We start from the raw sequence: 23,504 nt of genomic DNA on the forward strand, positions 1-23,504 counted from the left end.
GGTGATCGGCTCAGTGACCGCTCTCCCGCAGTTCCCCCACGAGCCGCGTCGCCACCGGCACCGGTACGCCGTGCCGGTCCGCCGCGCGCAGCAGCGCCCCGCCGATGGCGTCGAGTTCGAGCGGGCGGCCCGCCTCCGCGTCGCGCTGCATGGACGACTTCATGCCGGCCGGGAAGGCGGCGTACCTGGCCATGGCCGCGGCCGGGTCGGCTGGGGCGCCGCAGGCGCGGCTGACCGCGGCCGTCTCGGCGACCAGCGAGCGCAGTTCCTCGTCGTGCCGGGTGCGCACGTCGCCGAGAGGGAGGCCGTACCGCGTGGTGAGCAGGGCGAGGGGTGCGAGGAACGCCATCTTGGCCCACAGCGCTGCCGTTTCGTCCTCGACGACCCGGGCGGTGGGGCCGGCGTCGGACAGCACCGCGGCGAGGGCGTCCAGGCGCGGCCGGGGCGCGGTGCCGCTCGCCAGGTCGATCTCAGTGAAGGGGCTGTCGTGTTCGAAAACGCCCGGCGCGGTCCGGGTCGCCTCCACCCGGATCACGGCCGGGGCCACGAGGTCGGGGCGGTAGCGGGCGCGCAGGGTCGCGGGGTGTTCGACGCCGTTGAGGAACGGTACGAGGAGGGCGTCGCCGAGTGCGGCGGGCGGGACGCGGGTGAGGGCGTCGTCCAGGCCGGTGTGCTTGACGGTGACGAGGCAGGCGTCCACCGGTTCGCGCAGTTCGGTGTCGGCCTCCACGGCCGCGGTGAAGTCGCCGAACTGACGGCTGCGGACCTGGATTCCGTGGGTGCGCAGGATGGCGGCGGTGTCCTCGCGGGCCAGGCAGACGACGCGGTGGCCGGAGCGGGACAGGAGGGCGGCGAGGAGACCGCCGACGCCGCCGGGGCCCAGTACGGCCACGGTCCGCCTGGTCCGCTCCGGCCGGCCGGTCTCCGCCGGCCTCCCGGCCTGCTCGGCCTGTCCGGCGTGCTCGGCCTGTCCCGTGTTTCCGGCCTGCCCGGTCTGCCCGGTCTGCTTCGTCGTCATGAGGGGCTCCCTCTCGTCGGTCGGCCCCGTGGGTCGGTGGCCGCCTTCGGCGTGATCCTCGCAGGGGTGGGCGCGTTGCGTGAGACTGGGGGCATGTGCCGGAGTATCAAGACGCTGCGCCCGCCAGTGCTGCCCGACGAGGCCACCGAGGACGACATCCGCGCCGCCGCGCTGCAGTACGTGCGGAAGGTCTCGGGGTTCCGGGCGCCCGCCGCCCACAACCGCGAGGTGTTCGAGCGGGCCGTGGAGGCCGTCGCGGAGGCCACGGCCGAGCTGCTCGGGGGGCTTGAGGTGCGGGGGCGGGCCGTGCGGACGGCGGCGGAGTAGGGGAGCGCTTCCCCGCGCTCCGAGGGGCCCGGGTGGTGGGCCGGTCGCCGCTCGGGGGTCCCGTGCTGCCCGCTTCCTGCTTCGGGGCCGGTCGCCGCTTTCGCCTGACGGTTGATCAGATGGCTTTGCCCGATGGGTGGTTGACGCCGAGTTTGCCGTGGCCGGCGTGGGCCGGGTGGCGGCGGTGGGTAGCTGTGCAGGGAGTGGATTCGGTCACACTTTCGGTCCGCGCTGCGGCGGTCGGGGCCCCGCTACGTGCGCTCGCGCCCGGAAGGGCGCCGTCGGGAGGCGTGGAACCATGGCCAAATGTTGAACTTGCAAGCACCTATTAGGTTCACCTAACCTGGGTCTCCATTCGGTACCGCCGCCCCCACGACCGGCCCGTCCCCGGCCGGCCCGACCGAACCGAAGAGGAGACCCCCCACATGTCCGCACGTCTCAATTCCGCTCAGCCGTACGTCACCGGGCTGTTCCGCGTGGTCGTCGGCCTGCTGTTCACCGTGCACGGCGCCGCCTCGCTGTTCGGCGTCCTCGGCGGCGCCATGGGCACCCACGGCGGGACCATCGAGGCCGGCGCCTGGCCCGGCTGGTACGCGGCGGTGATCCAGCTCGTCGCCGGCGGCCTCGTCCTGGTCGGCCTCGGTACGCGTGGCGCCGCGCTGGTCGCCTCGGGCTCGATGGCGTTCGCGTACTTCGACGTCCACCAGCAGGCCGCCCTGTGGCCCATCCAGAACGGCGGCGAGCTGTCGGTGATGTTCTGCTGGTCCTTCCTGCTGCTGGTCTTCACCGGTTCCGGCGCCTTCGGCCTGGACCGGCTGGTCACCCGGCGTACGGCCGCGGCGCGCCGGCCCTCCGCCGAGCAGGCTCCGATAGCGGCCTGACCACAGCCCGCCGGGGCACTGCTTCAAGGTGTCCGGACAGGGCATACGGACACGGCGCCCCACCCCGCTCCCGAAGCGGGGTGGGGCGCCGCCGGGTCCGCTCGGTGTGAAGGCCCGGAAAACGGGGTGACGATCACGTGCGCCCCCTGAGAACCTCCTGTCACACCCGCGGCGTACGCTGTATGGCTGTCATCGGGGGAGTCACGGGGGACGGGGAGCAGTCGTGTGGGAGAGCCTGGGGTCACTGGCCGCCGGCCCATGGATCTACGTCATGGTGGCCCTGTCGGTGCTGCTCGACGTCTTCCTGCCGGTGCTGCCGAGCGGTGTCCTCGTCATCACGGCGGCCACGGCGGCGGCCGCGGGCACGGGCGCCGCGACAGGACAGGTCCCGCACGAGGTGCCGGACATCCTCGCGTTGATCCTCTCCGCCGCGACCGCCTCGCTCCTCGGTGACGTCGCCGCCTACCGGCTGGCCTGGCGGGGCGGGGAGCGCCTGGACCGGGCGATAGGCCGCTCCCGTCGGCTGACCGTCGCGCAGGAACGTCTCGGCGAGGCGCTGTCCCGGGGCGGCGGGGCCCTGGTGGTGCTGGCCCGGTTCGCGCCGGCCGGCCGCTCGGTGGTGTCCTTCTGTGCCGGCGCGGCGCACCGCCGGGCCCGTGACTTCGTTCCCTGGTCCGCGCTGGCCGGCCTGTCCTGGGCCGCCTACAGCGTCGCCCTCGGCTACTTCGGCGCCCGCTGGCTGGGCGCCACCTGGCTGGCCACCGGCGTCTCGGTGGCCGCACTGGTCGGCGCGGGCGCGGCGGCCGGCTTCCTGGTCCGGCGGCGGCCGGCGTAACGGTTCAAGAGTGGGCCCTGCCCGGGCGGTTGGGACGCGGCCCTGAACGGCGCCGCCCTCCCCGGCCGCCTGCTCGTGGCGGCCGGAGAGGGCTGTGGGGGGCCGGCGGTCAGCAGCTCGCCAGGTAGTTGGTCAGCGCGGACTTCTCCGCCGAGTCGACCGACAGGTTGTAGTAGTACTTCACCTGCACCCAGGCGCGGACGTACGTGCAGCGGTACGCGGTGCGGGACGGCATCCAGGTGGCCGGGTCCTGGTCGCCCTTGGCCTGGTTGACGTTGTCGGTGACGGCGAGGAGCTGCGGACGGGTCAGGTCGTTGGCGAAGGCCTGCCGCTGGGCGGTGGTCCACTTGCTCGCGCCGGAGTCCCAGGCCTCGGCCAGCGGCACCAGGTGGTCGATGTCGAGGTCGGAGGCGGCGGTCCAGGTGGCGCCGTCGTACGGGGAGTACCAGCTGCCGCTGGTGGCGGCGCAGGAGGAGTCGGTGACGACGTTCGTGCCGTCCCGCTTGAGGACCGTCTCGCGGGTGTTGCAGGTGCCGCTGATGGTGATCCAGAGCGGGAACAGGTCGCGGCTGTAGCCGGTGCGGTTCTCGGTGGCCACGGTGAGCTGGGAGAGGTAGCTGCGGGCCGTGGCGCCGCTGACCGGCGTGGGCAGGGCCGCGGAGGCGCTCGGCGCGTTGAACAGGGCGACGGAGGCTACCAGTCCGCTGAGGGCGGCGAGTATGCTGAGCCGTCGACGCGCGTAGAACCGGGACATGCGAACTCCCTTGTGCGGTGGGGGTGTTGGAGCGCGGGCGTGGGAATGCTCGCGCTGCCGTGTTGCCGGTCGGTGAGCGCTCGGTTAGAAGTTAGTGTCGTGCGCATGACACGACAAGGTTCAGGCTCGAACTTTCGATCGCGTACCATGGGCGGTGCAGAAGGGGAGTAGCTCTTCGCCGGACCGTCGACATACTGCTCAGCGAGCCTGAGCCGGCGCCCGGAGGCGGATCCCGCGTGGACCGCCCAGCGAGACCTTCGGCAAGCAGTGCACGCCCGTGCCCCCGAGGCGCGGGCGCCGAGTGCGCTGCCGTGCCGAGGTGTCCTCAGTCAGGTACAGCACTCTCGGTGGGGCAGCCCCGACCGATTGAGGAACCTTGATCAGCATCACCGTGACGGCGATCGTCTTCGGCGTCGTCTTCCTGGCCGAACTGCCGGACAAGACCGCGCTCGCCGGCCTCGTCCTCGGCACCCGCTACCGCGCCTCGTACGTCTTCGCGGGCGTCGCCGCCGCCTTCCTGCTGCACGTCGTGCTCGCCGTCGCGGCCGGCAGCGTGCTGACCCTGCTCCCGCAGCAGATCGTGCACGCGCTCACCGGTGTGCTGTTCCTCGGCGGCGCGGCGGTGCTGCTGCTGAAGAAGGACGAGGGCGAGGAGGAGGTCAAGAAGCCCGCCGACCAGTCCTTCTGGAAGGTCGCCGGCACCGGGTTCATGCTCATCCTGGTCGCCGAGTTCGGCGACCTCACGCAGATCATGACCGCCAACCTCGCCGCCCGCTACGACGACCCCATCTCCGTCGGCGTCGGCGCGGTCCTCGGTCTGTGGGCCGTGGCCGGGCTCGGCATCGTCGGCGGCAAGGCCCTGATGAAGCGGGTGCCGCTGCGGCTGATCACACAGATCGCGGCGCTGCTGATGCTGGCTCTGGGCGTGTGGAGCCTGTACGAGGCCGTCGCCGGCTGAGCGAACGGACGGTGAACCCTCGCCGGTGGTGGTGGCGGTGCCGCGACTTGTTTTGTACCGTGGAGAAACAAAGTGGCTCCCGCCCGTTTTCCCTGACCGGCGGGCGGGGCCGTTTTGTCTCCCACTCCGCCCACCGCGCTTCACCCCGCCCAGCCCGTTCGTTCGTTTCCCGGGGAGTCCCGGGAACCCCGAGGAGGAGCCGCCGATGCCGGCGACCGCCACGCCCGCCGTCCTCACCGCCCGTGCCCTCCTGCTCGACATGGACGGCACCCTCGTCAACTCGGACGCCGTGGTCGAGCGCATCTGGCGGCGCTGGGCCGAGCGTCACGGCCTGGACGGCGACGAGGTGATGAAGGTCGTGCACGGGCGGCAGGGCCACGCCTCCATGGCGGTGCTGCTGCCCGAGCGGCCGGTGGAACAGAACCTGGCCGACAACGCCCGCATGCTCGCCGAGGAGACCGCCGACATGGACGGCGTGGTCGAAGTGCCCGGCGCCGGCGCCTTCCTCGCCTCGCTGCGCGGTGTCCCGCACGCGCTGGTGACCTCCGCCGACGTCGCCCTGTCCACCGCGCGCATGGCGGCCGCCGGGCTGCCGCTGCCCGAGGTGCGCGTCACCGCCGAGTCGGTGGGGGCGAGCAAGCCCGACCCCGAGGGGTTCCTCAAGGGCGCGGCGGAACTGGGCGTGGACCCGGCGGACTGTGTCGTCTTCGAGGACTCCGGGGCCGGGATCGCGGCCGGACGGGCCGCGGGGATGCGGGTCGTCGGCGTGGGGCCGCGGGCCGCTGCGCACGGGCCGGACGTCGTGGTGCCGGATCTGACCGGAGTACGGGTGGAACCCGCCGGGGACGGTACGGTCCGGCTGCACCTGGCCTGAGCGGCACCGAGTCGCCCGCACTGCGTCCGCTCGGTGCCGCGGATCGAAGCGCGCCCGGCCCGAGGCGCTCTCGGAGGGGGCGGCCCGCCGCGCAGTCGCCCCGCTCGGAGACGCGCATCGAGGTCGCACCTGCTCGAAGCGGCACCTGCTGGAGGTCGCACCCGGCCCGAAGCGCGGTCTCGGAGGGAGCGGCCCGCCTCGCAGTCGCCCCGCTCGGAGACGCGGATCGACGTCGCACCTGCTCGAAGCGGCACCTGCTGGACGTCGCACCCGGCCCGAAGTGCTCCCGGTGGAGGGCGGCCCGCCTCAGGAGGGTGCGCGGGGCTACCAGGTCTCCGACTCCAGCTTCGCGCGGGTGGCCGGGCCGTAGACCCCCGGCGTGTCGCCGCTGATGCCGCGGGCCAGTTGGTACGTGCGCACGGCGTCCTCGACCGGGCGCGTGTACACGCCGTCGATGTGGTCGGGGTAGAGGTTCAGCGCGCTCAGCCGGGTCTGCAGATCGATGACCTCGAGGCCCTGGTCGCCGCGGCGCAGGACCAGTGCGGTGGCGGTCGGGCCGGGGCTGCCGGCCGACGCCGTGCCCGAGGGGGCCGGGCGGGACGCGCCGCGGGACGCCGAGGGGGTCGCCGTCCCGGGTGCGGACGTCCCGGGCGCGGGCAGGCGGGCGGCCGACGGGGACGCGGGCTCGGACGAGAAGGCGGAGCCCGGCGACGTGGGCGCCTCTTCCGGCACGCTTTCGCGCACCTGCGGTGCCGACCGGTCCCGGGTCGGTTCCTGGTAGGAGAACAGTCCGCCGGCGAGACCCACGGCGGCCGCCACCACGCCCGCGCCCGCAATGCACAGCAGGGCGGTACGGCGCCGGCGGGTGCGGCCGGCGGAACCGGCGGGGCCCGGGAACGGCTGTGCGCCGAAGTCCCCGGGCGGCGGTAAGCGTCTCGCGCCGGACCCGTCCGGCACGGCCCCCCGCGCCGCCGGCCCGCCCACCCGAACGGCGTCTTCGCCCGGCTCCGCCGAAGTCAGCCCGTTCGGCGAGGACTGCCGCTCCGCCGGGGTCCGCCCGTCCGGTGAGGGCCGCTGCTCCGCCGGCGCGCTCACCCGAACGGCGTCTCCGTCCGGCTCCGCCGGGGTCCGCCCGTCCGGTGAGGACTGCCGTTCCGCCGGGGTCCGCCCGTCCGGTGAGGGCCGCTGCTCCGCCGGCCCGCTCGTCCGAACGGCGTCCCCCGCGCCCCCACCGTCCGCGGGAACGGCGCTGTCCCCGGCCGAAGCCTCCCCGCCCAGCCCTGCCGGGGTCCGCTCGTTCGGCGAGGATCCCTGTCCCGCCGGTCCGGGCGCGCCGGCTCCGTCGGGGTCGCCCATCTCCACGTACGGCCGTATGCGCAGCGGGTCGAAGTCCTCCGCCGCGGCCGCCTCGGCCGTGCGCGTCTCGCGCAGCGCCCGGGACGCCCGTTCCGTGCAGTCGCACGACGGCGTGTTGTCCGGTCCTCTGGGCGCGCCGCACTCCGGGCAGGTGTGGCCGCTCGACTCCGTCATGTGTTCGCCCCGTCCCCTCGCGAGCTTCAGAGGATATGCAGACTTCCTCCACAACCGCAGGACTCAAAGGACAATCACAGGACTCGACGGGCCATAAGTGGTGACACCACTCAGGATGGAAGAGGTGCATCGAGCCCCGGGAGGTCTCCATGGCCCTGGACACGCACGGCGCGGCGAAGGACGCCACGGCCGCCGAGCACGTCTCCGGCAACGCGCTCGTCTCGATCGGGGCCCTGCTGCTCGGGCTGCTGCTGGCCGCGCTCGACCAGACCATCGTGGCGACCGCGCTGCCCACGATCGTCAGTGACCTGGGCGGCCTCGAGCACCTGTCCTGGGTGGTCACCGCCTACCTGCTGGCCTCCACCGCCGCGACCCCGCTGTGGGGCAAACTCGGTGACCAGTACGGGCGCAAGAGGCTGTTCCAGACCGCGATCGTCGTCTTCCTCGTCGGCTCCGCGCTGTGCGGAATGGCGCAGGACATGCCGCAGCTCATCGCCTTCCGGGCGCTGCAGGGGCTGGGCGGCGGCGGGCTGATGGTCCTGTCGATGGCGATCGTCGGCGACATCGTGCCGCCCCGGGAACGCGGCCGCTACCAGGGCCTGTTCGGCGCGGTGTTCGGCGCCACCAGCGTGCTCGGGCCGCTCCTCGGCGGGCTGTTCACCGAGCACCTGAGCTGGCGCTGGGTGTTCTACGTCAACCTGCCCGTCGGCGTCGTCGCCCTGGCCGTGATCGCCACCGCCCTGCACATCCCGCGCCGCACCGCCCGGCACGTCATCGACTACCTCGGCACCGTCCTGATCGCCTCGGTCGCCACCTGCCTGGTGCTGGTCGCCTCCCTGGGCGGCACGACATGGGACTGGAACTCGCCGCAGATCGTCGGGCTCGCCGTGCTCGGTGTCGTGTTCGCCGTCGCCTTCGTCGCGGTGGAACGCCGGGCGGCGGAGCCGGTCCTGCCGCTCACGCTGTTCCGCCTGCGCACCTTCACCCTGGCCGCCGTCATCAGCTTCATCGTCGGCTTCGCCATGTTCGGCGCGATGACCTACCTGCCGACCTTCCTCCAGGTCGTGCACGGGATCTCCCCGACCATGTCCGGTGTCCACATGCTGCCGATGGTGATCGGCCTACTGCTGGCCTCCACGGTGTCCGGGCAGATCGTCAGCCGCACCGGCCGCTGGAAGGTGTTCCCGGTCGCCGGCACCGCCGTGACCGCCATCGGCCTGCTCCTGCTGCACCGGCTCGACGAGCACAGCCCGACCGCGGAGATGAGCGCCTACTTCTTCGTCTTCGGCCTGGGCCTCGGCCTGGTCATGCAGGTCCTGGTGCTCATCGTGCAGAACGCGGTGTCGTACGAGGACCTCGGCGTCGCCACCTCCGGCGTCACCTTCTTCCGCTCCATCGGCGCGTCCTTCGGCGTCGCGGTCTTCGGCACCGTCTTCGCGAGCCGTCTCGCCGACAAGCTCGCCGACGCCTTCCGCGGCGTCCGGCTGCCGCCCGGCGCCACGCCCGACGCCCTCAAGGCGGACCCGCGGGGCATCGCCGCCCTGCCGCCCCCGCTGCGCCCGGCGGCCCTGCACGCGTACGCGTCCGCCATCACCGACGTGTTCCTGTACGCCGCCCCGGTCGCCGCACTCGGGTTCCTCCTGGCGTGGTTCCTGAAGGAGGACCCGCTGCGCGGCTCGGTCACCGCGCCGGACGCCTCCGAGACCATCCCGCCGAACCCGGTCGAACGCTCCTCCCACGACGAGGTGAGCCGCGCGCTGTCCGTGCTCGGCACCCGCGAGGGGCGGCGCGAGATCTACCGGGACATCACCGAGCGGGCCGGCTACGACCTGCTGCCCGCCGCGAGCTGGCTGCTGCTGCGCATCCGCAGGTACGGCTCGGTGGAGCCCGGTGTGCTCGCCGAGCGCTGTCCCGTGCCGCTGCAGGCCGTCCTGGCCGCCGCCCGCCAGGTCGAGGAGCGGCGCCTGGCCGAGCGGGAGGGCCTGGACCTGGTGCTGACCGCGTCCGGCCGCGAGGTCGCCGAACGGCTCGCCACGGCCCGCGAGGAGTCCCTGGCCGATCTGCTCGGCGACTGGTGGGAACCCGGCCGGTCCACCGACCTCACCCGGCTGGTGAAGGAGCTGACCGGCGAACTGTGCGGCTCGGAACGCGAGCGGCCGCACAACGGCACGGTGCTCAGGACCGGTTGACCGGCTCCGCCAGTTCCTTGCGGAACCAGTGCTCGGCGTACCGGTCGTCGTTGTGGGGCGGCGTCTCCGCGTAGCCGAGCCGGGCGTACAGGGCGCGGGCCTCGACCAGGTCGCCGCGGGTGTCGAGGACCAGCGCCGTGGCGCCGAGGGCGCGGGCGGCCTCCTCGGCGGCGGCGACCAGCAGCGCCGCCCCGCCCCGGCCGCGCATCCCCGCCAGCACGAACACCCGGGTGAGTTCGGCGGTGTCCGGGGTGAGCAGCCGTACCCCCGCCGAGCCGGCCGGCTCACCGTCGTACCGGCCCAGCAGCAACTGCCCGTTGGGCGGCGAGAGTTCGGCGCCCGTGCGGGCCGCGATCTCCCGTTCCAGCTCGTCCGGCGCGGTGCGGCGCCCCTCGTGCAGCAGGTACCAGCGGTCGCTGACCTCGGTGTAGTACGCCCGCCAAAGGGCGGCGGCGGCCGGGGAGTCGAACGGTTCCGGGGTGATCGTCCACGTCATGCCGGGGATTGTCCGGTGCCGGCGGGTGGCGGGCGCAACCGGATATCCGCGCGCCGCTTCGCCGGTGGGCCACCGTTTGTGCGCTGACTTCCGGGTCACACGCAAGGAGAGCCGGCCAGCGGGGCCGGTCCGATTCCGGAAGGCAACCATGTCAACAGGCATGATCATCGCTGTGATCGTGGTCGTGGCGGCCCTGGTCCTCGCCGCCACCCTGGTAATGCGCGGCCGCGGCCGGCAGGGCGGACCGGACCTGAAGCGGCGCTTCGGGCCCGAGTACCAGCGGACCGTGGCCCGGCACGACGGCGACACCAAGGCCGCCGAGCGAGAGCTGACGGAGCGTCTGGAGCGCCACGGCAAGCTGCGTGAGCGCCCCCTGGAGCCCGCCGAGCGCGAACAGTACAGCGCCCGCTGGACGGCCGTGCAGGAGCGGTTCGTCGAGGCGCCCCGAGAGGCCGTGGCCGAGGCCGACCGGCTGCTGTCGGACCTCGCCGCCTTCCGCGGCTACCCGGAGGGCGGCCGTTACGAGGAGCAGGTCGCCGCGCTCTCCGTGCACCACGCCCAGCACGTCGAGGGATACCGCCGGGTGCACCGGGTGGGCCAGGCCGGGCCGGGCGGCGGTGCGGGGGAGTCCGCCGCCGGAACCGAGGAGCTGCGCACCGCCCTGATGGACGCGCGTGCCCTCTTCGACGACCTGATGAACGACTCCACTCCGGCCACCGGCCACCGCTCCGAGACCGCCACCGGGACGGGTGACGACACCCGGCACCAGTCGTCCGGCAAGGCCGGCATCTTCGGCAAGAGCCACCCGAGGGGAGTCTGACCATGGCGCGCGACAGGGATGCGGCAGCGGATGCCGAGCGGTATCCGGCCGAAGGCGACGTCACCGGCGCCGGGCGGCGCCCCGACGACGAGCGCCGGGTCGGTGAGCGGCTCGCCGACGGGCCCGTACGCGGGGAGTCGGTGCACCGCTCCGAGGACGGGGCGGGCCCGCTCCGCGGCGAGGCCGGCGCCGGCCGGGAGGGTCTGACGGGAGACGACCGCACACCGCGGGACGGCGTGGACGCCCACTCGGGCGCGGCCGCCGCCGGCACGACCGGGACGAGCGCGGCGGGCACAGGCCGTACCGGGACCGGAACCGCCGAGACGGGCATCCCCGGAAGGGGCACCGCCGAAGCCGGGGTCCACGAAGCCGGCACCCACCAAGCCAGGACCCCTGAGGGCGGGACCCTTGGGACGGACGCTGCCCGTGCCGGCGCTCCCGGAACGGACACCGCCCGGGCTGATGCTCCCGGCACCGGCGCCACCGCAGTCGGCGCCGCCGAAGGCGCGGGCGTGGCGGACCGGCGCGAGTCCGGTTCGGGCGTACGCGGCGACGAGGCGCTCGGCGTCCCCGGCGCGCGCGACCGGACGAGCGGTGACGGGCCGGCGGCGCCGGTTCCGGACGGGGTCACGAGGGGCGGCGCGAAGACGGCCGACGGCGTGGCGTCCGGCACGGGGCACCTCGGGTCCGCCGCCGCTGGGACCGGCGACACCGGCCGGCCCGGCACCGGGGGCAAGGACTCCGGCAGCCGCACCCCGCTCCTCGCGCACGAGGAGGCGGAGAAGTGGGAGGCGCAGCTGCGCCAGACGCTCGCCGGATTCGTGGAGGAACCCCGCTCGGCCGTCGAGGAGGCCGACCGGACACTGGAGGAGATCGCCGCGCGGTTCGGCGAGGCCGTGACCCGGCGCCGCAGGTCGTTGCGCATGTCCTGGCAGAACGGCGAGGAGGACGGCCCTGGGCACGGGACCGACACCGAGCAACTGCGCCTGGCTCTGCGCGACTACCGCGAACTGGCCGACCGCCTGCTCCACCTCTGAACCGGGCGCGCACCCCGGGCCCGGCTCAGCCCGCCGGGCCCGGTTCCGCGTTCGTGGCGGTCCTGCGCCGCCGCCACTCGCGCACGACCTCCTCGACGTCGTACGGCTTCTTGCCCAGATACGGTCCCGGCGGCGGCTTGAACATCATGTCGCGGATCTTCACGTTGACGTCTTCGATGATCTTCCTGACCATCCGCTCCGTGGGCGCCGCGTAGGCCGCGACGAGCGCGTCCTCCGCCTCCTTGCGCAGGGCCAGCGCCGGCGGCAGCACCGCGAGTCCCTCGCGGGCCATCTTCCGCTTGACCCACCACAGTTCGTCGTAGGTGGAGTCGAGGTCGGCGGGCAGCGGCTCACCCGCGCCCGGCAGCCGCTCGAACTCCCCGCGCCCCTGTGCGTCCCGGATCTGCTTGTCGACCCAGGACTCGAACGGAACGCCCGGTGGCTTTCGCTCGGTCATGAGCCCATTGTGCCGGACGCCGCCCCGCCGGGCGTTTTATCATGCGGCGGCGGTGCGGCAAACAGGCCACCGCGCAGGGACGTCTCCGACGCCGCCGCTCCTTGGGCGTCGCAGCATCTTCAGGGGGAACGCACGTGCTCGAACTGACCATGGCCACCGTCTCCGGGGCCGACACGGGCGCCACCGCCGGCATGACGATGGCCGACGCGCCCAGCGAGCCGGGCGCCGTGCTGCGCGTGGGCCGGGACGCGTCCGCGTGCCGCCTGGTCACCCCCGAGGACTGGCTTTTCGTCTCCCGCGTCCACCTGGAGTTCCGGTTCGGCCCCGACGGCGCCTGGCAGCTCTCCTGGCTGCGCGGCTCGCAGGCCGAGCCGTCCGCCGAAGTGCGGCTGATCGTCGGCGAGTACGCGCAGACCGTCGCCTACGGCGCGGCCGTGACGCTGCCGCGCGGCGGCTCCGGCGAGGTCGTCGTCCAGGACCGCACCGCGCCGCGCAGCGTCAACGTCGGCTTCTACCACGAGGTCTGAGCCGCGGGCCCGGAGCGGCCGGCGGGTGGCTCAGCCCAGCACCCGGGCCACCGCGAACCCGTCGTACCCCTTGCTGCCCACCGTCTGCACGGCCGTGCCGGTCAGCCTGGGGTGGGCGGCGATCAGCTCGATGGCCTCGCGCGTGCCGACCACGTCCGGCTCCCTGCTGTCGGCGTCGGCCACCCGCCCGCCGCGCACCACGTTGTCCACCACGATGAGGCTGCCCGCCCGGCTCAGCCGCAGCGCCCACTGCACGTAGTGGGCGTTGTTGGACTTGTCGGCGTCGATGAAGACCAGGTCGAAGGGGGCCGGGTTCTCGTCGGCGAGCTTGGGCAGCGACTCAAGGGCCGGCCCCACCCGCACCTCCGCGATCCGCTCCAGACCGGCCCGGGCGATGTTGCGGGTCGCCACCTCGGCGTGCTTGGCGCTGTACTCCAGCGAGATCAGCTTGCCGTCGGCCGGCAGGGCGCGGGCCAGCCAGATGGTGCTGTAACCGCCGAGGGTGCCGATCTCCAGGACGGTCCGGGCGCCCTGGATCTCCGCGAGCAGCTGGAGGAACTTGCCCTGGGTGGCCGTCACGCTGATGTGCGGCAGCCCGGCGGCCTCGCTGTCGCGCAGGGCCGCCTGGAGCGCATCGTCCTCCGGTGCGAGATGGCTGCTGAAGTAGAAGTCGACGTCGTCCCAGAGCTGCGAGCTCATGCGTCTGCTGCCTTTCCCGAGTGTCCGCCCGAGTCTCTTCCCGGGGCTCCTTGGGCCTTTCCCTGCATCGTCTCAGCCGAGGGGCGCGGACGGCGGGAGCGGCGGCGGTGACCGCACCGGCGGCGGGGCGGCCACTCGGCCGCCGGGCGCGGTACGGCGGCCGGCACGGCGGGCCGTGGCAGTCGGCCGTGCCCTGCGGCCCGGATCGTCCGGCGGGCGGGGACGCGAACGGCCCCCGGGCGCTCGCGCTCCGGGGGCCGCTCGACGGTGACGGACCGGTGCCTACCGCTCCACCGAGGGGGCCGAGCCCGGCAGCGGGCGGCCCGCCGACTCGGACATGCGCCAGACGGCGAACCCGCCCACGACGGCCGCGGCCATCATGTAGTACGCGGGCATCATCATGTTCCCGGTGGCGCCGATCAGGGCGGTGACCACCAGCGGGGTCGTACCGCCGAACAGGGACACCGAGACGTTGAAGCCGATGGACAGGGAGCCGTAGCGGACCCGGGTCGGGAAGAGCGCGGGCAGCGCGGCAGGCATGGCGGCGGTGAAGCAGACCAGCAGCATGCCCAGCGCGCCCATACCCAGGGCCACGGCCACCAGGCTGCCCTGGCGGATCAGCAGCAGGGCCGGGACGGACAGCAGCAGGAAGCCCGCGCAGCCCGCGGCGATCACCGGGCGGCGGCCGACGCGGTCGGTCAGGGCGCCGGCGAACGGCTGGACGATCATCATCAGGGCCATCACGCCCAGCACGACCAGCAGCCCGTGCGTCTCGTCGTACTTCAGCTCACTGGTCAGGTAGCTCGGCATGTACGACAGCAGCATGTAGTCGGTGACGTTGAAGACCAGCACCAGGCCCATGCACAGCAGCAGCGCCTTCCACTGGCCCGCGACCATCTCGCGCAGCGGCACCTTCGGCCGGGAGGCCTCGGCCTTCTCGACCTCGGCCGCGAACGCCGGGGTCTCCTCCAGGCGCATCCGCAGGTACAGGCCGATGATGCCCATCGGGCCCGCGATCAGGAACGGGATACGCCAGCCCCAGGTCAGCAGGTCGTGCGTGGACAGCAGGGCCGTCATCAGGGTGACGAGGCCCGCGCCGCCGATGTAGCCGGCCAGCGTGCCGAACTCGAGCCAGCTCCCGAAGAAGCCGCGCTTCTTGTCCGGCGCGTACTCCGCGATGAACGTCGAGGCGCCGGCGTACTCGCCGCCGGTGGAGAAGCCCTGCACCAGGCGGGCGGCCAGGAGCAGCAGCGGCGCGCCCACGCCGATCGAGGCGTACGACGGGATCAGGCCGATCGCGAACGTGCCCGCCGCCATCATGATCATGGTGAGGGCGAGGACCTTCTGGCGGCCCACGCGGTCGCCCAGCGGGCCGAAGACCATGCCGCCCAGCGGGCGGACCAGGAAGGCCGCGGCGAAGGCGCCGAACGTCGAGAGCAGCTGTGCGGTCGGGTTGCCTGACGGGAAGAAGACCTTGCCCAGGGTGACCGCGATGTAGCTGTAGACACCGAAGTCGAACCATTCCATGGCGTTGCCGAGCGCGGCCGCCTTCACGGCGCGCTTCACCATGGCGGAGTCGGTGACGGTGACGTCGGCGTGGGCCTTCGAGGCCCGCGGGGTCTTCAGGTGCGGGGTGACTGCAGTGGCGGTCGCCAAAACGGAACTCGCCTACCTCTCGACGGGGACGGGGACAGGGCCCGGGCGACGGCGGTGTCGGACAGCAGGCCGAAAAGCGACGATAGGCGGACTTCGCCTGCTTACGTCACGTACGCGGGTCGATGCATAGTGCAGCTAAAGGGCGCGTATGCAGGTACTCCTGCCCGCTCGGGCCGGGTCATGCATACCTGTCGTTGTGATCCTTGTCGCGCCGGATCGGGGCAACCGAAGGTCGTTTCGGGGGTCCCGAAGGTCGTTTCCGGGGGTTCCGAAGGTCGTTTCCGGGGTTCCGAAGGTCGTTCCGGGCTCCCGGGAGTGCTCACTCCCGCCCCGACGCCACGACCGCCAGCACCCCCGAAGCCGCCGCCGCGACCAGCAGGGGGAGGCCGAGTCCCTGGTGGAGGACCAGCCAGGCGCCGAGGCAGGCGCCCGCGACCATGGCGACCACCGCCGCCGTGCGGCGCGGGGAGCGGTGGCCGGTGGCGTCGCCGAGGCGGGACTCGGAGGCCAGGCCGGTCAAGGTCATCGTCAGGACCGTGGTGGTCAGGTCGGCGATGCCCAGCTTGCGGACGGTCGCGTTGCGCAGGCCCAGCGCGAAGGCGGTCAGCGCGATCAGGGCGTACCGGGTGGCGGTCGTGTCCGGCCAGGCGAAGGCGACCGCGGCCGAGCCGCCGAGCAGCACCGCCTCCGTCGCCAGGATCCGGCGGGCCCACCCGCGCCGCGAGCGCCCGCCGAAACGGGCCGCCGCCCGGCCGCCGGCCACCGCGCCCAGCAGGAAGCAGGCCAGCGACGTCGCCGTCAGCGGGACCGAGAAGCCGGGGGCGCCCGCGGCGGCGAAGCCCAGGACGACCACGTTGCCCGTCATGTTGGCCGTGAACACCCGGCCCAGGCCCAGATAGCTGACCGCGTCGATCAGGCCGCTCACCACGGTCAGCGCCAGCAGCACGGTCACCAGCCGCACCCCTCGCGTCTCCGGCTCCGGCGCGGGCGGTGACGGCGTGGTCATGCTTCCTCCGGTGGGCCGGACGGACGGGGCTGGTGCCAGGCCCACCATGTTCCCCCGGCCCGGCGCCCCGCGTGAGGCGCCGCGCAGCACGCGGACATACGCGCGCACCCTCGCCGGGCGGGGCGAGGGTGCGGACGCGGGTGCGGTGCGGGGAGCGCGGGCGGCTCAGTACCAGCCGTTGGCCTGCCAGAAGCTCCAGGCCTCGACCGGGCTGCCGTAGCGGGAGTTCATGTAGTCCAGCCCCCACTTGATCTGGGTGGCCGGGTTGGTCTTCCAGTCGGAGCCGGCGGAGGCCATCTTCGAACCGGGCAGGGCCTGCACCAGGCCGTAGGCGCCGGAGGAGCCGTTGGTGGCGCTGGGGTTCCAGCCGCTCTCGTGCTCGACGATCTTGCTGAAGGCGTTGTACTGCGCCGCGTCCGGGATCATCCTGTGCGCGATCGTCTGGGCGGTGGCGGCCGAGTCGGTGGCGGCCTGGGCGGGCGCCGCGGACAGGGCCATGCCGGCGGTGGCGGCGGCCAGGGCGACGGTCGTGAGGGCCTTCTTCGGGGAGGCGATGCGGCGGATGAAGGAGACGGACACGGAGAACCTCTTGCGTCGGGGACGGGGGATCGCCCGTATGCCGGAGCCACCCGCGAGGCGGGGGCCGCGTACGTCGGCGCCCCGGCCCTTTCGGGCTGCGGCGCCTGGCGACGTGCTCCAGAGAAACAGGCCAGTGGGATGTCCGCAATGACCCCTTTTACTAGTTGTGGCCGGAACGGCGGTCCGTCGGGCTCGTGTGGCCCGCGTCTCAAAGTGCAGGTCAGGAGGGGTGCATGAGGGGACGTTCCGGACGAATCGGAGTACGGCCCCGGATCGTAGGTGACCTGCGTCATGTGGGGTGCTTCACCGGCCACCTGACCGTGCGGATACGAGCCCTCACCCAGCGGGTGCGTCGAACGTGACCGCGGTCTCGAAAGCGGCGCGCCGCGTGGCCCGGCGCAGCGCTCGCAGCAGCACTGGGCCCAACGCGAGGGTCAGCACGACCGTGCACAGCGCCCGGCCCAGGTCCCAGCCGAGAGATGTGGCCACGCAGTAGGCGGCGAACCGGGCCAGGTTCGCGGGGACCGAGGCGTGCGCGTCGAAGGCGATGTTCGAGGTGCCGGAGCCCATGAAGGGCCAGCCGGCCAGGTTCATGACCGTGCCGTAGGCGAAGGCCGCGCAGAAGCCGTAGGCGGCCAGCAGCAGCAGCTCGGCCCGGCCGCGCAGCCGGGTCTGCCCCGGCAGGAGCCCGGCGCCCATGGTGAACCAGCCCATCGCCAGCATCTGGAACGGCAGCCACGGCCCGACACCGCCGGTGAGCAGCGCGGAGGCGAACATCGTCACCGAGCCGAGGACGAAACCGAAGCCCGGACCGAGCACCCGGCCGCTGAGCACCAGCAGGAAGAACATCGGCTCGATCCCCGCCGTCCCCGCGCCCACCGGGCGCAGGGCCGCGCCGGTCGCGGCCAGCACCCCCAGCATCGCGACCGCCTTGGGGCCGAGGCCGGACTCGGAGATCGTCGCGGCCACGACCGCGATCATCATCAGCAGCAGACCGGCGAACAGCCAGGGAGCGTCCTCGGCGTGCGCGCTGAGCTGCGAGGCGGGCGGTGCGAGGAAGGGCCAGAAGAAGGCCGCCACGCCGACCGCGCTGACCAGGCCGAGCGCGGCGACGGAGCGCGGGCCGAGGCGCACGGCCCGCACGGCACGGGGAGCGGCGGCCGAGCGGGGAGCGGGCAAGGGGGTCATGCGAGGGCCTCCCGGACCTCGGACACCGTCAACCATCGCTGCGGGGCGAGGATCTTGGTCACCTGCGGGGCGAAGGACGGCGACGAGACCACGATCTCCGCCGTGGGGCCGTCGGCGATCACCTCGCCGTCGGCGAGCAGCACCACCCGGTGCGCGATCTCCGCCGCCAGTTCCACGTCGTGCGTGGCGAGCACGATCGCGTGCCCCTCGGCGGCCAGCGCGCGCAGCACGGCCACCAGCCGGGCCTTGGCCGCGTAGTCCAGGCCGCGCGTCGGCTCGTCGAGCAGGAGGAGCGGAGGACGGGCGGTCAGCACGACCGCCAGGGCGAGCGCCAGCCGCTGGCCCTCGGACAGGTCCCGGGGATGGATGCCGTCGGTGATGCCGGGCAGCAGCTCGGACACCAGCGTCCGGCAGGTGCCCGGCTCGGCGCCCGCGTCCCGGTCGGCGGCCGCGCACTCGGCGGCCACCGTGTCCGCGTACAGCAGGTCCCGCGGCTCCTGCGGGACCAGACCGACCCGGCGGACCAGTTCCCGGGCCGGAGTGCGGTGCGGGACGGCCCCGCCGACGCGCACCGCGCCGGCGGTGGGCTCCACCAGGCCGACCAGCGAACCGAGCAGGGTGGACTTCCCGGCGCCGTTGCGCCCCATCAGCGCGACCGTCTCACCACGCGCCACGCCCAGATCGACGTGCCGCAGCGCCGTGACCGGCCCCCGCCGGACCGCCAGCCCCCGAACCTCGGCGACCCGGGGCGCCCCGGAGGACGAGCCGAGTGCGGCGGAGTCCCGCCGGAAGAGACGACGCAGCGAGGCGAGAGCGGAGGGCGCCTTGGCCGCGGCGGCTCGGCCCGGGGCGTCTGGTTCGAGCGGCGGGGTGCGGGAGCCGGCCGGCCCGGTCGGCAGCGGGCTGCCGGTGCCGGTCGGTGTGCCGGGTATGGGGGTGCCGGTTGTCGGCTCGGAGGGGGGGCTTTCGGGGGCGGTCGGACGGGTCGGGTCGGAGGGCTCGGTGAACGAACCGGTCGGGCCGGTGGGATCGGTCGCCTTGGGCAGGGGGCTGCCGGTGCCGGTCGGTGTGCCCGGTACGGGGGTGCCGGTTGTCGGCTCGGAGGAGGGGCTTTCGGGGGCGGTCGGACGGGTCGGGTCGGAGGGCTCGGTGAACGGACCGGTCGGGCCGGTCGCCTTGGGCAGCGGGCTGCCGGAGTCGGTCGACTCGGTCGGCCGGATGGGCGGGCCGGGCTGGGCGGTCGTCCCGGAGTGCGAGCCGGCCGGGTCGGTCGGCAGGGGCCCGGCGGTCTGCGGCTCGGGCGAGCGGGAGGCGGGGCCGGCCGGTGGTTCGGCGTCGTGCGGGGGGCGGTGGCCGGTGAGGCGGTCGCGGAGGGTGGAGGCGCGGCGGCGGGCGTCGCGGACCGTCAGGGGCAGCGGGGACCAGCCCGCCAGCCTGCCCAGGCCCACCACCGGCGGGTACACCGGGGACACCGCCATCACCTCGGCCGGGTCGCCGTAGCGCGGGGCGGCGCCGGGGGCGGGCAGCAGGACGACCCGGTCGGCGTACTGGATCACCCGTTCCAGGCGGTGCTCGGCCAGCAGCACCGTCGTACCGAGGTCGTGGACCAGACGCTGCAGCACGGCCAGCACCTCCTCCGCCGCTGCCGGGTCGAGCGCCGAGGTCGGCTCGTCGAGGACCAGGACCCGGGGGTGCGGGGTGAGGACAGAGCCGATCGCGACCCGCTGCCGCTGCCCGCCGGAGAGCGTGGCGATCGGGCGGTCGCGCAGGTCGGCGAGGCCCAGCAGGTCCAGGGTCTCCTCCACCCGGCGCCGCATCACCTCCGGAGCGAGCCCCAACGACTCCATGCCGTAGGCGAGTTCCTCCTCCACCGTGTCCGTCACGAAGTGCGCCAGCGGGTCCTGGCCCACCGTGCCGACCACGTCGGCGAGTTCACGCGGCCGGTGGGTGCGGGTGTCCCGGCCGGCCACGGTGACCCGTCCGCGCAGGGTGCCGCCGGTGAAGTGCGGCACCAGCCCGCTGACCGCGCCCAGCACGGTCGACTTGCCGACCCCGGACGGGCCGACGAGCAGCACGAGTTCACCCTCGGGCACCTCGAAGTCCACGCCCTGGACGGTCGGTTCGCCCGCGCCCTCGTACGTGACGCTGACATCCTCGAAGCGGATCACGACGGCTCCTCGACGGGCTTGGGTACGACGAAGGCGGGCAGCAGCGCGAGCAGTACGGCCGCGGCCGGCCACAGGGGGAGGGCGGGCGCCACCAGCGGGACCACTCCTGGGTGCAGCGCCTCCGGATCGCGTACGGCGGCCAGCGTGAGCAGCGCGGCGACCCCGGCCCCCGAGCCGGCGACCAGCCACGCCCGCACCCCCCACGGATCCGGCCGGTACCGGGTGCGCGGGGAGCGGCGGCCGCCCAGGCGCAGGCCGGCCAGCGCGGCGACGACCCCGGCGCACAGCACCGGCACCCCGTACGTGCCGCCCTCCGCGGTCAGCAGCCCGTAGGTTCCCGCGCACACGCCGAGCAGGCCGCCGAGGGTGAGCGCGGTCGTCGTACGGCGCACGCGGGCCGGGACCTCGGCGGTTCGGCCGTAGCCCCGGGCGTCCATCGCGGCGGCCAGCGCGACCGAACGCTCCAACGCGCCCTCCAGCACCGGCAGTCCGACCTGCAGCAGGCCCCGCACGCCCCGGTCCGGACGGCCGCGCAGCCGGCGTGCGGCGCGCAGCCGCTGGACGTCGGCGATGAGGTGGGGCGCGAAGGTGAGCGCGACGACCACGGCCACGCCCACCTCGTACAGCGCTCCGGGCAGGGACTTCAGCAGCCGGGCCGGGCTGGCGAGGGCGTTGGCGGCGCCGACGCAGATGAGCAGGGTGGCCAGCTTCAGCCCGTTGTAGCCGGCGAAGAGCAGCGCCTCCGCGGTGACCCGGCCGCCGAGCCGGATGCCCTGGGCCCAGTGCGGGAGCGGGACCTCGGGAAGGGTGAGCAGCACATGGGTGCCGGGGATGGGGGAGCCGAGGACGACGGTGAAGGCGAGGCGGACGAGGAGCACGGCGACGGCGAGCTTGGCGAAGGCGGCGTAGGACCGGGACCAGGGGGAGGGGGAGCGGTGGGTCGCCACCACATAGCCCGCCGCGGCGACCAGCAGGGCGAGCAGCAGGGGGTTGGTGGTGCGGGTGGCGGCGGTGCCGAGACCGACGGACCACAGCCACCAGGCGCCGGGGTGCAGCGTCGTGCGGCCGTGCCGGGGCCGGACGGGAGCGGCTTCCGCCCGCCCGCGCCGCCGGAGCGCGACCGCCTCCGGCCTCCCCGCGCCAGGGGCACGGCCGCCCACGGCAGTGGTGGTGCCGGTTTCCGCGTCGGCGGCGGCAAGACCGTCCGCGGCCGCGCCGTCAGAGCCCTCCGCGGCCGCGCCGAGACGACCCTCCGGGGCCGCGCCGGCGCGGCCGGCGGTCCGGGCGGTGGCCGCGGAGGCCGCGGTGACGGTGCTGTCGTGACTACGCATTCCCACGCCGCCGCCGGGACTGCCACACCGCCGCCCCGGCCAGCAGCGCGACCACGCCCACACCGATCGGCAGCCCCAGCGAGGGTCCGCCGTCCGGCTCCGGTTCCTTGGCGGCCTTCGCCGGTTTCCCGTCCGAGGACACCTGCTCCCCGCACCCCTTGTGCGGGTATCCGGCGATCGCGCAGAGCAGGGCGTTGGCGTCGTAGCGCAGCGGCTTCGCGGCCGCGGCCAGCGCCTCGGCCGTCGTCGCGTCGGGGGAGACCCGGGCGCAGGCCGTGCGGCGCTCGGGCGGGGTCTCGCCGGAGGGGGCGTCCGCGGGCGTGCCGAAGTCGATGACGAGGGCCACCCGCTTGGCGCCCGCCTTCGCGGGCGTGCCGGCGCAGATCGTGGCGAAGTCCGCCGTGCCGCGCGGCCGGGTCGCGTCCTGCGAGTCCTCGCTCACCGCGAAGCGCAGGCCCTGGACGGCGCCGTCGTCGGGGCGGGCGGTCGAGGGACCCTCGGTGGCGTACGACCAGTGTCCGCCGGTCCGCTCCCAGAACGACCAGTAGCGGTATCCGGCGGCCTGCGCCTGCGCCGCGCCGGCCAGGACGGCGAACGCGGCGAGGAGCAGGACGGCGGCGCGGCGGACGGCGGTCACGGCTGCTGCTTCTTCCGGCGGCCGCTGAGCAGGAAGCCGATGCCGATGCCCGCCACGAGGCCGACGCCGACGATCCACCAGACACCGGCGTTCGAGTCGTCCTCGGCCCGCTCGCCTGACTCCTCGGTGCGGGCGGCCGCGCGCGGCGCCGGGCCGGTGGCGTTGAGCGAGCGCACCAGGTCGGTGCCGCCGAAGTGCCGTGCGTCGGCGCCGACCGCGTGTGCGGCGAGGATGAGCTGGGCGTAGGCGGCCGGGCCGCTCTGCCCGGCCCAGGCGGCCGCGTTCTTCTCCAGCCAGGCGTACGGCTTCTTCGCCTGCGTGTTCCAGCCGTCAGCGGCGAGCGCGACCACCGCGTCCGCGGTGTTGCCGAAGTCGGGCTGGTCCTCGGCGCCGGGCATAGCCGACTTGAGGTGTCCGGAGCCGGCGACGGCGTGGGTGAGGTACGCGGCGGCGTTGTCCGCGACCCGGGTCTCGGTGGCCCTGCCGGAGGAGGAGCAGGCGGGGGCCTTGGCGCGGGCCTCGGCGGGCGCGTTGACGAACCCCTTGCCGAGGGCGCCCAGCACGCCGGCCGCCGTGGCGTCCGCGTTGGCGACCAGGCGCCCCTTCTTGTCCGGCTGGTAGGCGAGGGCGCCACCGCCGTCCTCGTCGCAGGCGAGCGCCAGCGCGCCCAGCAGCTCGTACGGGGTGCCCTTGTCGGCGCGCAGCTTGCCCGGGTCCTCACCGGCTCCGGCGAAGGCGCCGATGACGACCGAGGTGGAGTTGGCGTCGCTCGGGCTGCCCGGCGTGTAGCCCCAGCCGCCGTCCTTGTTCTGCGCGTTCTTCAGCCAGACCAGGGCCTTGCGTATCTCGCCGCCGTGGCCCCCGAGCGCCTGCAGGGCCTGGACGGCGGCGGCCGTGCTGTTGGTGTCGGGCTGGGCGCCGCCCTTGCCCTCACAGGACTTGGCGGTGTCCGCGCGGAACGCGGCGAAGCCGCCCTTGGCGCACTGCTGCCCCACCAGCCAGTCGACGGCCGAGGCGGCGGGCCGGTAGCCGAGGGTGCGCTGGGCGATCAGGGCGAGGGACTGCCGCCACACGCCGTCGTACGTCGGGTCGGACTTGCCGAACAGCCCGGACGGGACCGCCACCTTGGGCGAGGCGGAGGGGGACGGGTCGGCGGCCGTGGCGGGCGCGGCGGCGGCCAGCACGCCTATGGCGGCGAGAGCCGCGGCACTGCGGCGGACGTTCATGGTCGGCGACTGCCTCTCCTGCGGGGGGAACCGGCAGCGCACGGGAGACCCCCGGGCGGCTCGGCTCCGTATACCTCGACGGTGCGGTGCGCGGCGGGCCGCCGCGCACGTGGGCCGGTCAACGTTCCGTACGAGGCGTTCCGGCTCACCGTCCGGTGGACGAACGGCTCACGGGTAGGGGCCTCCCCGGTTCGAGCGAAGTCGAGAAGTGGGGAAGGGTCAGCGCCGGAATTGCACCGGCTTCCCCCCGTACGGGTGTGATGACGACGCCGCCACTTTACCGGCAGCCCTGACAGCGCTGATGAGTGGCT

At 74.3% G+C, this 23,504-nt stretch carries 23 protein-coding genes; 9 read left to right on the forward strand and 14 right to left on the reverse strand.

Annotated features, from left to right (window positions below):
* Positions 1–10: 10 nt before the first annotated feature.
* The gene (locus ACZ7JA_RS07380) at positions 11–1,018 is read right to left on the reverse strand and encodes a ketopantoate reductase family protein (protein ID WP_470807587.1); all 1,008 of its coding nucleotides are present in this window, start codon (positions 1,016–1,018) and stop codon (positions 11–13) included.
* Between the two features lie 93 nt (positions 1,019–1,111).
* Between ACZ7JA_RS07380 and ACZ7JA_RS07385 the strand changes: the two genes are divergently transcribed.
* The 3 genes from ACZ7JA_RS07385 (at position 1,112) to ACZ7JA_RS07395 (ending at position 3,061) form a co-directional block, all read left to right on the forward strand.
* Positions 1,112–1,345: a DUF2277 domain-containing protein gene (locus ACZ7JA_RS07385; RefSeq protein ID WP_351659878.1), complete on the forward strand. Its 234-nt coding sequence runs from the start codon at positions 1,112–1,114 to the stop codon at positions 1,343–1,345.
* A gap of 425 nt (positions 1,346–1,770) precedes the next feature.
* Positions 1,771–2,226 carry a DoxX family protein gene (locus ACZ7JA_RS07390; protein ID WP_470807590.1) on the forward strand — a complete coding sequence of 152 codons (456 nt, stop codon included), beginning with the start codon at positions 1,771–1,773 and terminating at the stop codon, positions 2,224–2,226.
* 271 nt (positions 2,227–2,497) lie between these two features.
* Positions 2,498–3,061, forward strand: coding sequence for a DedA family protein (locus tag ACZ7JA_RS07395; RefSeq protein ID WP_351660188.1), 564 nt, complete (start codon positions 2,498–2,500; stop codon positions 3,059–3,061).
* 109 nt (positions 3,062–3,170) lie between these two features.
* Here the strand turns inward: ACZ7JA_RS07395 and ACZ7JA_RS07400 are convergent, their stop codons facing one another.
* Positions 3,171–3,815, reverse strand: coding sequence for an HNH endonuclease family protein (locus tag ACZ7JA_RS07400; protein ID WP_351659885.1), 645 nt, complete (start codon positions 3,813–3,815; stop codon positions 3,171–3,173).
* Between the two features lie 376 nt (positions 3,816–4,191).
* Here ACZ7JA_RS07400 and ACZ7JA_RS07405 point away from each other — a divergent pair, with 376 nt between their 5' ends.
* The gene (locus ACZ7JA_RS07405; RefSeq protein WP_351659888.1) at positions 4,192–4,773 is read left to right on the forward strand and encodes a TMEM165/GDT1 family protein; all 582 of its coding nucleotides are present in this window, start codon (positions 4,192–4,194) and stop codon (positions 4,771–4,773) included.
* A gap of 205 nt (positions 4,774–4,978) precedes the next feature.
* Positions 4,979–5,647, forward strand: a complete 669-nt coding sequence (locus tag ACZ7JA_RS07410) for an HAD-IA family hydrolase (protein ID WP_389299810.1) — start codon at positions 4,979–4,981, stop codon at positions 5,645–5,647.
* 324 nt (positions 5,648–5,971) lie between these two features.
* Here the strand turns inward: ACZ7JA_RS07410 and ACZ7JA_RS07415 are convergent, their stop codons facing one another.
* Entirely contained in the window at positions 5,972–7,177 is a 1,206-nt protein-coding gene (locus ACZ7JA_RS07415; RefSeq protein WP_470807592.1) for a peptidoglycan-binding domain-containing protein, read from the reverse strand.
* 149 nt (positions 7,178–7,326) lie between these two features.
* Here ACZ7JA_RS07415 and ACZ7JA_RS07420 point away from each other — a divergent pair, with 149 nt between their 5' ends.
* Positions 7,327–9,366, forward strand: coding sequence for a DHA2 family efflux MFS transporter permease subunit (locus ACZ7JA_RS07420; protein WP_401131106.1), 2,040 nt, complete (start codon positions 7,327–7,329; stop codon positions 9,364–9,366).
* Here ACZ7JA_RS07420 and ACZ7JA_RS07425 read toward each other — a convergent pair.
* Complete coding sequence (locus ACZ7JA_RS07425; RefSeq protein ID WP_389299819.1) at positions 9,353–9,862, reverse strand: GNAT family N-acetyltransferase; 510 nt, start codon at positions 9,860–9,862, stop codon at positions 9,353–9,355. The two genes, ACZ7JA_RS07420 and ACZ7JA_RS07425, sit on opposite strands and share 14 nt — an antisense overlap.
* Before the next feature lie 148 nt (positions 9,863–10,010).
* On the opposite strand from ACZ7JA_RS07425, the gene ACZ7JA_RS07430 reads away from it, so the two are divergent.
* Together ACZ7JA_RS07430 and ACZ7JA_RS07435 are read left to right on the forward strand one after the other, a co-directional pair.
* Entirely contained in the window at positions 10,011–10,682 is a 672-nt protein-coding gene (locus tag ACZ7JA_RS07430) for a hypothetical protein (RefSeq protein WP_389299822.1), read from the forward strand.
* Positions 10,683–10,684: 2 nt separating this feature from the next.
* Positions 10,685–11,719 (forward strand): hypothetical protein, encoded by a 1,035-nt coding sequence (locus ACZ7JA_RS07435; protein ID WP_470807594.1) that lies wholly within the window; start codon positions 10,685–10,687, stop codon positions 11,717–11,719.
* 25 nt (positions 11,720–11,744) lie between these two features.
* On the opposite strand, the gene ACZ7JA_RS07440 is transcribed toward ACZ7JA_RS07435, so the two are convergent.
* On the reverse strand, positions 11,745–12,176 hold the full coding sequence (locus ACZ7JA_RS07440) for a DnaJ family domain-containing protein (protein ID WP_351659908.1): 432 nt from the start codon (positions 12,174–12,176) through the stop codon (positions 11,745–11,747).
* Between the two features lie 134 nt (positions 12,177–12,310).
* Here ACZ7JA_RS07440 and ACZ7JA_RS07445 point away from each other — a divergent pair, with 134 nt between their 5' ends.
* A complete protein-coding gene (locus ACZ7JA_RS07445) occupies positions 12,311–12,703 on the forward strand; it encodes an FHA domain-containing protein (RefSeq protein WP_351659911.1) in 393 nt (130 codons plus the stop codon).
* Positions 12,704–12,733: 30 nt separating this feature from the next.
* On the opposite strand, the gene ACZ7JA_RS07450 is transcribed toward ACZ7JA_RS07445, so the two are convergent.
* The 9 genes from ACZ7JA_RS07450 to ACZ7JA_RS07490 all read right to left on the reverse strand — a co-directional run bounded on the left by ACZ7JA_RS07450 (position 12,734) and on the right by ACZ7JA_RS07490 (position 23,193).
* A complete protein-coding gene (locus ACZ7JA_RS07450; protein WP_351659913.1) occupies positions 12,734–13,402 on the reverse strand; it encodes an O-methyltransferase in 669 nt (222 codons plus the stop codon).
* Between the two features lie 282 nt (positions 13,403–13,684).
* Complete coding sequence (proP, locus tag ACZ7JA_RS07455) at positions 13,685–15,058, reverse strand: glycine betaine/L-proline transporter ProP (protein WP_351659916.1); 1,374 nt, start codon at positions 15,056–15,058, stop codon at positions 13,685–13,687.
* A gap of 319 nt (positions 15,059–15,377) precedes the next feature.
* Complete coding sequence (locus ACZ7JA_RS07460; RefSeq protein ID WP_351659918.1) at positions 15,378–16,064, reverse strand: YoaK family protein; 687 nt, start codon at positions 16,062–16,064, stop codon at positions 15,378–15,380.
* 165 nt (positions 16,065–16,229) lie between these two features.
* Positions 16,230–16,643 carry an aggregation-promoting factor C-terminal-like domain-containing protein gene (locus ACZ7JA_RS07465; RefSeq protein ID WP_351659920.1) on the reverse strand — a complete coding sequence of 138 codons (414 nt, stop codon included), beginning with the start codon at positions 16,641–16,643 and terminating at the stop codon, positions 16,230–16,232.
* Positions 16,644–16,979: 336 nt separating this feature from the next.
* On the reverse strand, positions 16,980–17,831 hold the full coding sequence (locus ACZ7JA_RS07470; protein WP_470807598.1) for an ECF transporter S component: 852 nt from the start codon (positions 17,829–17,831) through the stop codon (positions 16,980–16,982).
* Complete coding sequence (locus tag ACZ7JA_RS07475) at positions 17,828–19,999, reverse strand: ATP-binding cassette domain-containing protein (RefSeq protein WP_470807600.1); 2,172 nt, start codon at positions 19,997–19,999, stop codon at positions 17,828–17,830. The genes ACZ7JA_RS07470 and ACZ7JA_RS07475 overlap by 4 nt, the downstream gene beginning before the upstream one ends.
* Positions 19,996–21,330: an energy-coupling factor transporter transmembrane component T gene (locus tag ACZ7JA_RS07480; protein ID WP_470807602.1), complete on the reverse strand. Its 1,335-nt coding sequence runs from the start codon at positions 21,328–21,330 to the stop codon at positions 19,996–19,998. Before ACZ7JA_RS07480 ends, ACZ7JA_RS07475 begins: the two co-directional genes overlap by 4 nt.
* The gene (locus ACZ7JA_RS07485) at positions 21,323–21,967 is read right to left on the reverse strand and encodes an SCO2322 family protein (RefSeq protein WP_351659932.1); all 645 of its coding nucleotides are present in this window, start codon (positions 21,965–21,967) and stop codon (positions 21,323–21,325) included. The genes ACZ7JA_RS07480 and ACZ7JA_RS07485 overlap by 8 nt, the downstream gene beginning before the upstream one ends.
* Positions 21,964–23,193: a prenyltransferase/squalene oxidase repeat-containing protein gene (locus ACZ7JA_RS07490; RefSeq protein ID WP_470807604.1), complete on the reverse strand. Its 1,230-nt coding sequence runs from the start codon at positions 23,191–23,193 to the stop codon at positions 21,964–21,966. Before ACZ7JA_RS07490 ends, ACZ7JA_RS07485 begins: the two co-directional genes overlap by 4 nt.
* Positions 23,194–23,504 lie beyond the last annotated feature (311 nt).

Source organism: Streptomyces sp. NPDC038135, from assembly GCF_055601245.1.

Bases quoted from the DNA above. Each gene is read 5' to 3' on its own strand.
- ACZ7JA_RS07460 (WP_351659918.1), bottom strand. From the start codon at position 16,064: ATGACCACGCCGTCACCGCCCGCGCCGGAGCCGGAGACGCGAGGGGTG.
- ACZ7JA_RS07470 (WP_470807598.1), bottom strand. From the start codon at position 17,831: ATGACCCCCTTGCCCGCTCCCCGCTCGGCCGCCGCTCCCCGTGCCGTG.
- ACZ7JA_RS07390 (WP_470807590.1), top strand. From the start codon at position 1,771: ATGTCCGCACGTCTCAATTCCGCTCAGCCGTACGTCACCGGGCTGTTC.
- ACZ7JA_RS07440 (WP_351659908.1), bottom strand. From the start codon at position 12,176: ATGACCGAGCGAAAGCCACCGGGCGTTCCGTTCGAGTCCTGGGTCGAC.
- ACZ7JA_RS07415 (WP_470807592.1), bottom strand. From the start codon at position 7,177: ATGACGGAGTCGAGCGGCCACACCTGCCCGGAGTGCGGCGCGCCCAGA.
- ACZ7JA_RS07430 (WP_389299822.1), top strand. From the start codon at position 10,011: ATGTCAACAGGCATGATCATCGCTGTGATCGTGGTCGTGGCGGCCCTG.
- ACZ7JA_RS07400 (WP_351659885.1), bottom strand. From the start codon at position 3,815: ATGTCCCGGTTCTACGCGCGTCGACGGCTCAGCATACTCGCCGCCCTC.
- ACZ7JA_RS07450 (WP_351659913.1), bottom strand. From the start codon at position 13,402: ATGAGCTCGCAGCTCTGGGACGACGTCGACTTCTACTTCAGCAGCCAT.
- ACZ7JA_RS07490 (WP_470807604.1), bottom strand. From the start codon at position 23,193: ATGAACGTCCGCCGCAGTGCCGCGGCTCTCGCCGCCATAGGCGTGCTG.
- ACZ7JA_RS07435 (WP_470807594.1), top strand. From the start codon at position 10,685: ATGGCGCGCGACAGGGATGCGGCAGCGGATGCCGAGCGGTATCCGGCC.
- ACZ7JA_RS07480 (WP_470807602.1), bottom strand. From the start codon at position 21,330: ATGCGTAGTCACGACAGCACCGTCACCGCGGCCTCCGCGGCCACCGCC.
- ACZ7JA_RS07420 (WP_401131106.1), top strand. From the start codon at position 7,327: ATGGCCCTGGACACGCACGGCGCGGCGAAGGACGCCACGGCCGCCGAG.
- ACZ7JA_RS07380 (WP_470807587.1), bottom strand. From the start codon at position 1,018: ATGACGACGAAGCAGACCGGGCAGACCGGGCAGGCCGGAAACACGGGA.
- ACZ7JA_RS07385 (WP_351659878.1), top strand. From the start codon at position 1,112: ATGTGCCGGAGTATCAAGACGCTGCGCCCGCCAGTGCTGCCCGACGAG.
- ACZ7JA_RS07410 (WP_389299810.1), top strand. From the start codon at position 4,979: ATGCCGGCGACCGCCACGCCCGCCGTCCTCACCGCCCGTGCCCTCCTG.
- ACZ7JA_RS07395 (WP_351660188.1), top strand. From the start codon at position 2,498: ATGGTGGCCCTGTCGGTGCTGCTCGACGTCTTCCTGCCGGTGCTGCCG.
- ACZ7JA_RS07425 (WP_389299819.1), bottom strand. From the start codon at position 9,862: ATGACGTGGACGATCACCCCGGAACCGTTCGACTCCCCGGCCGCCGCC.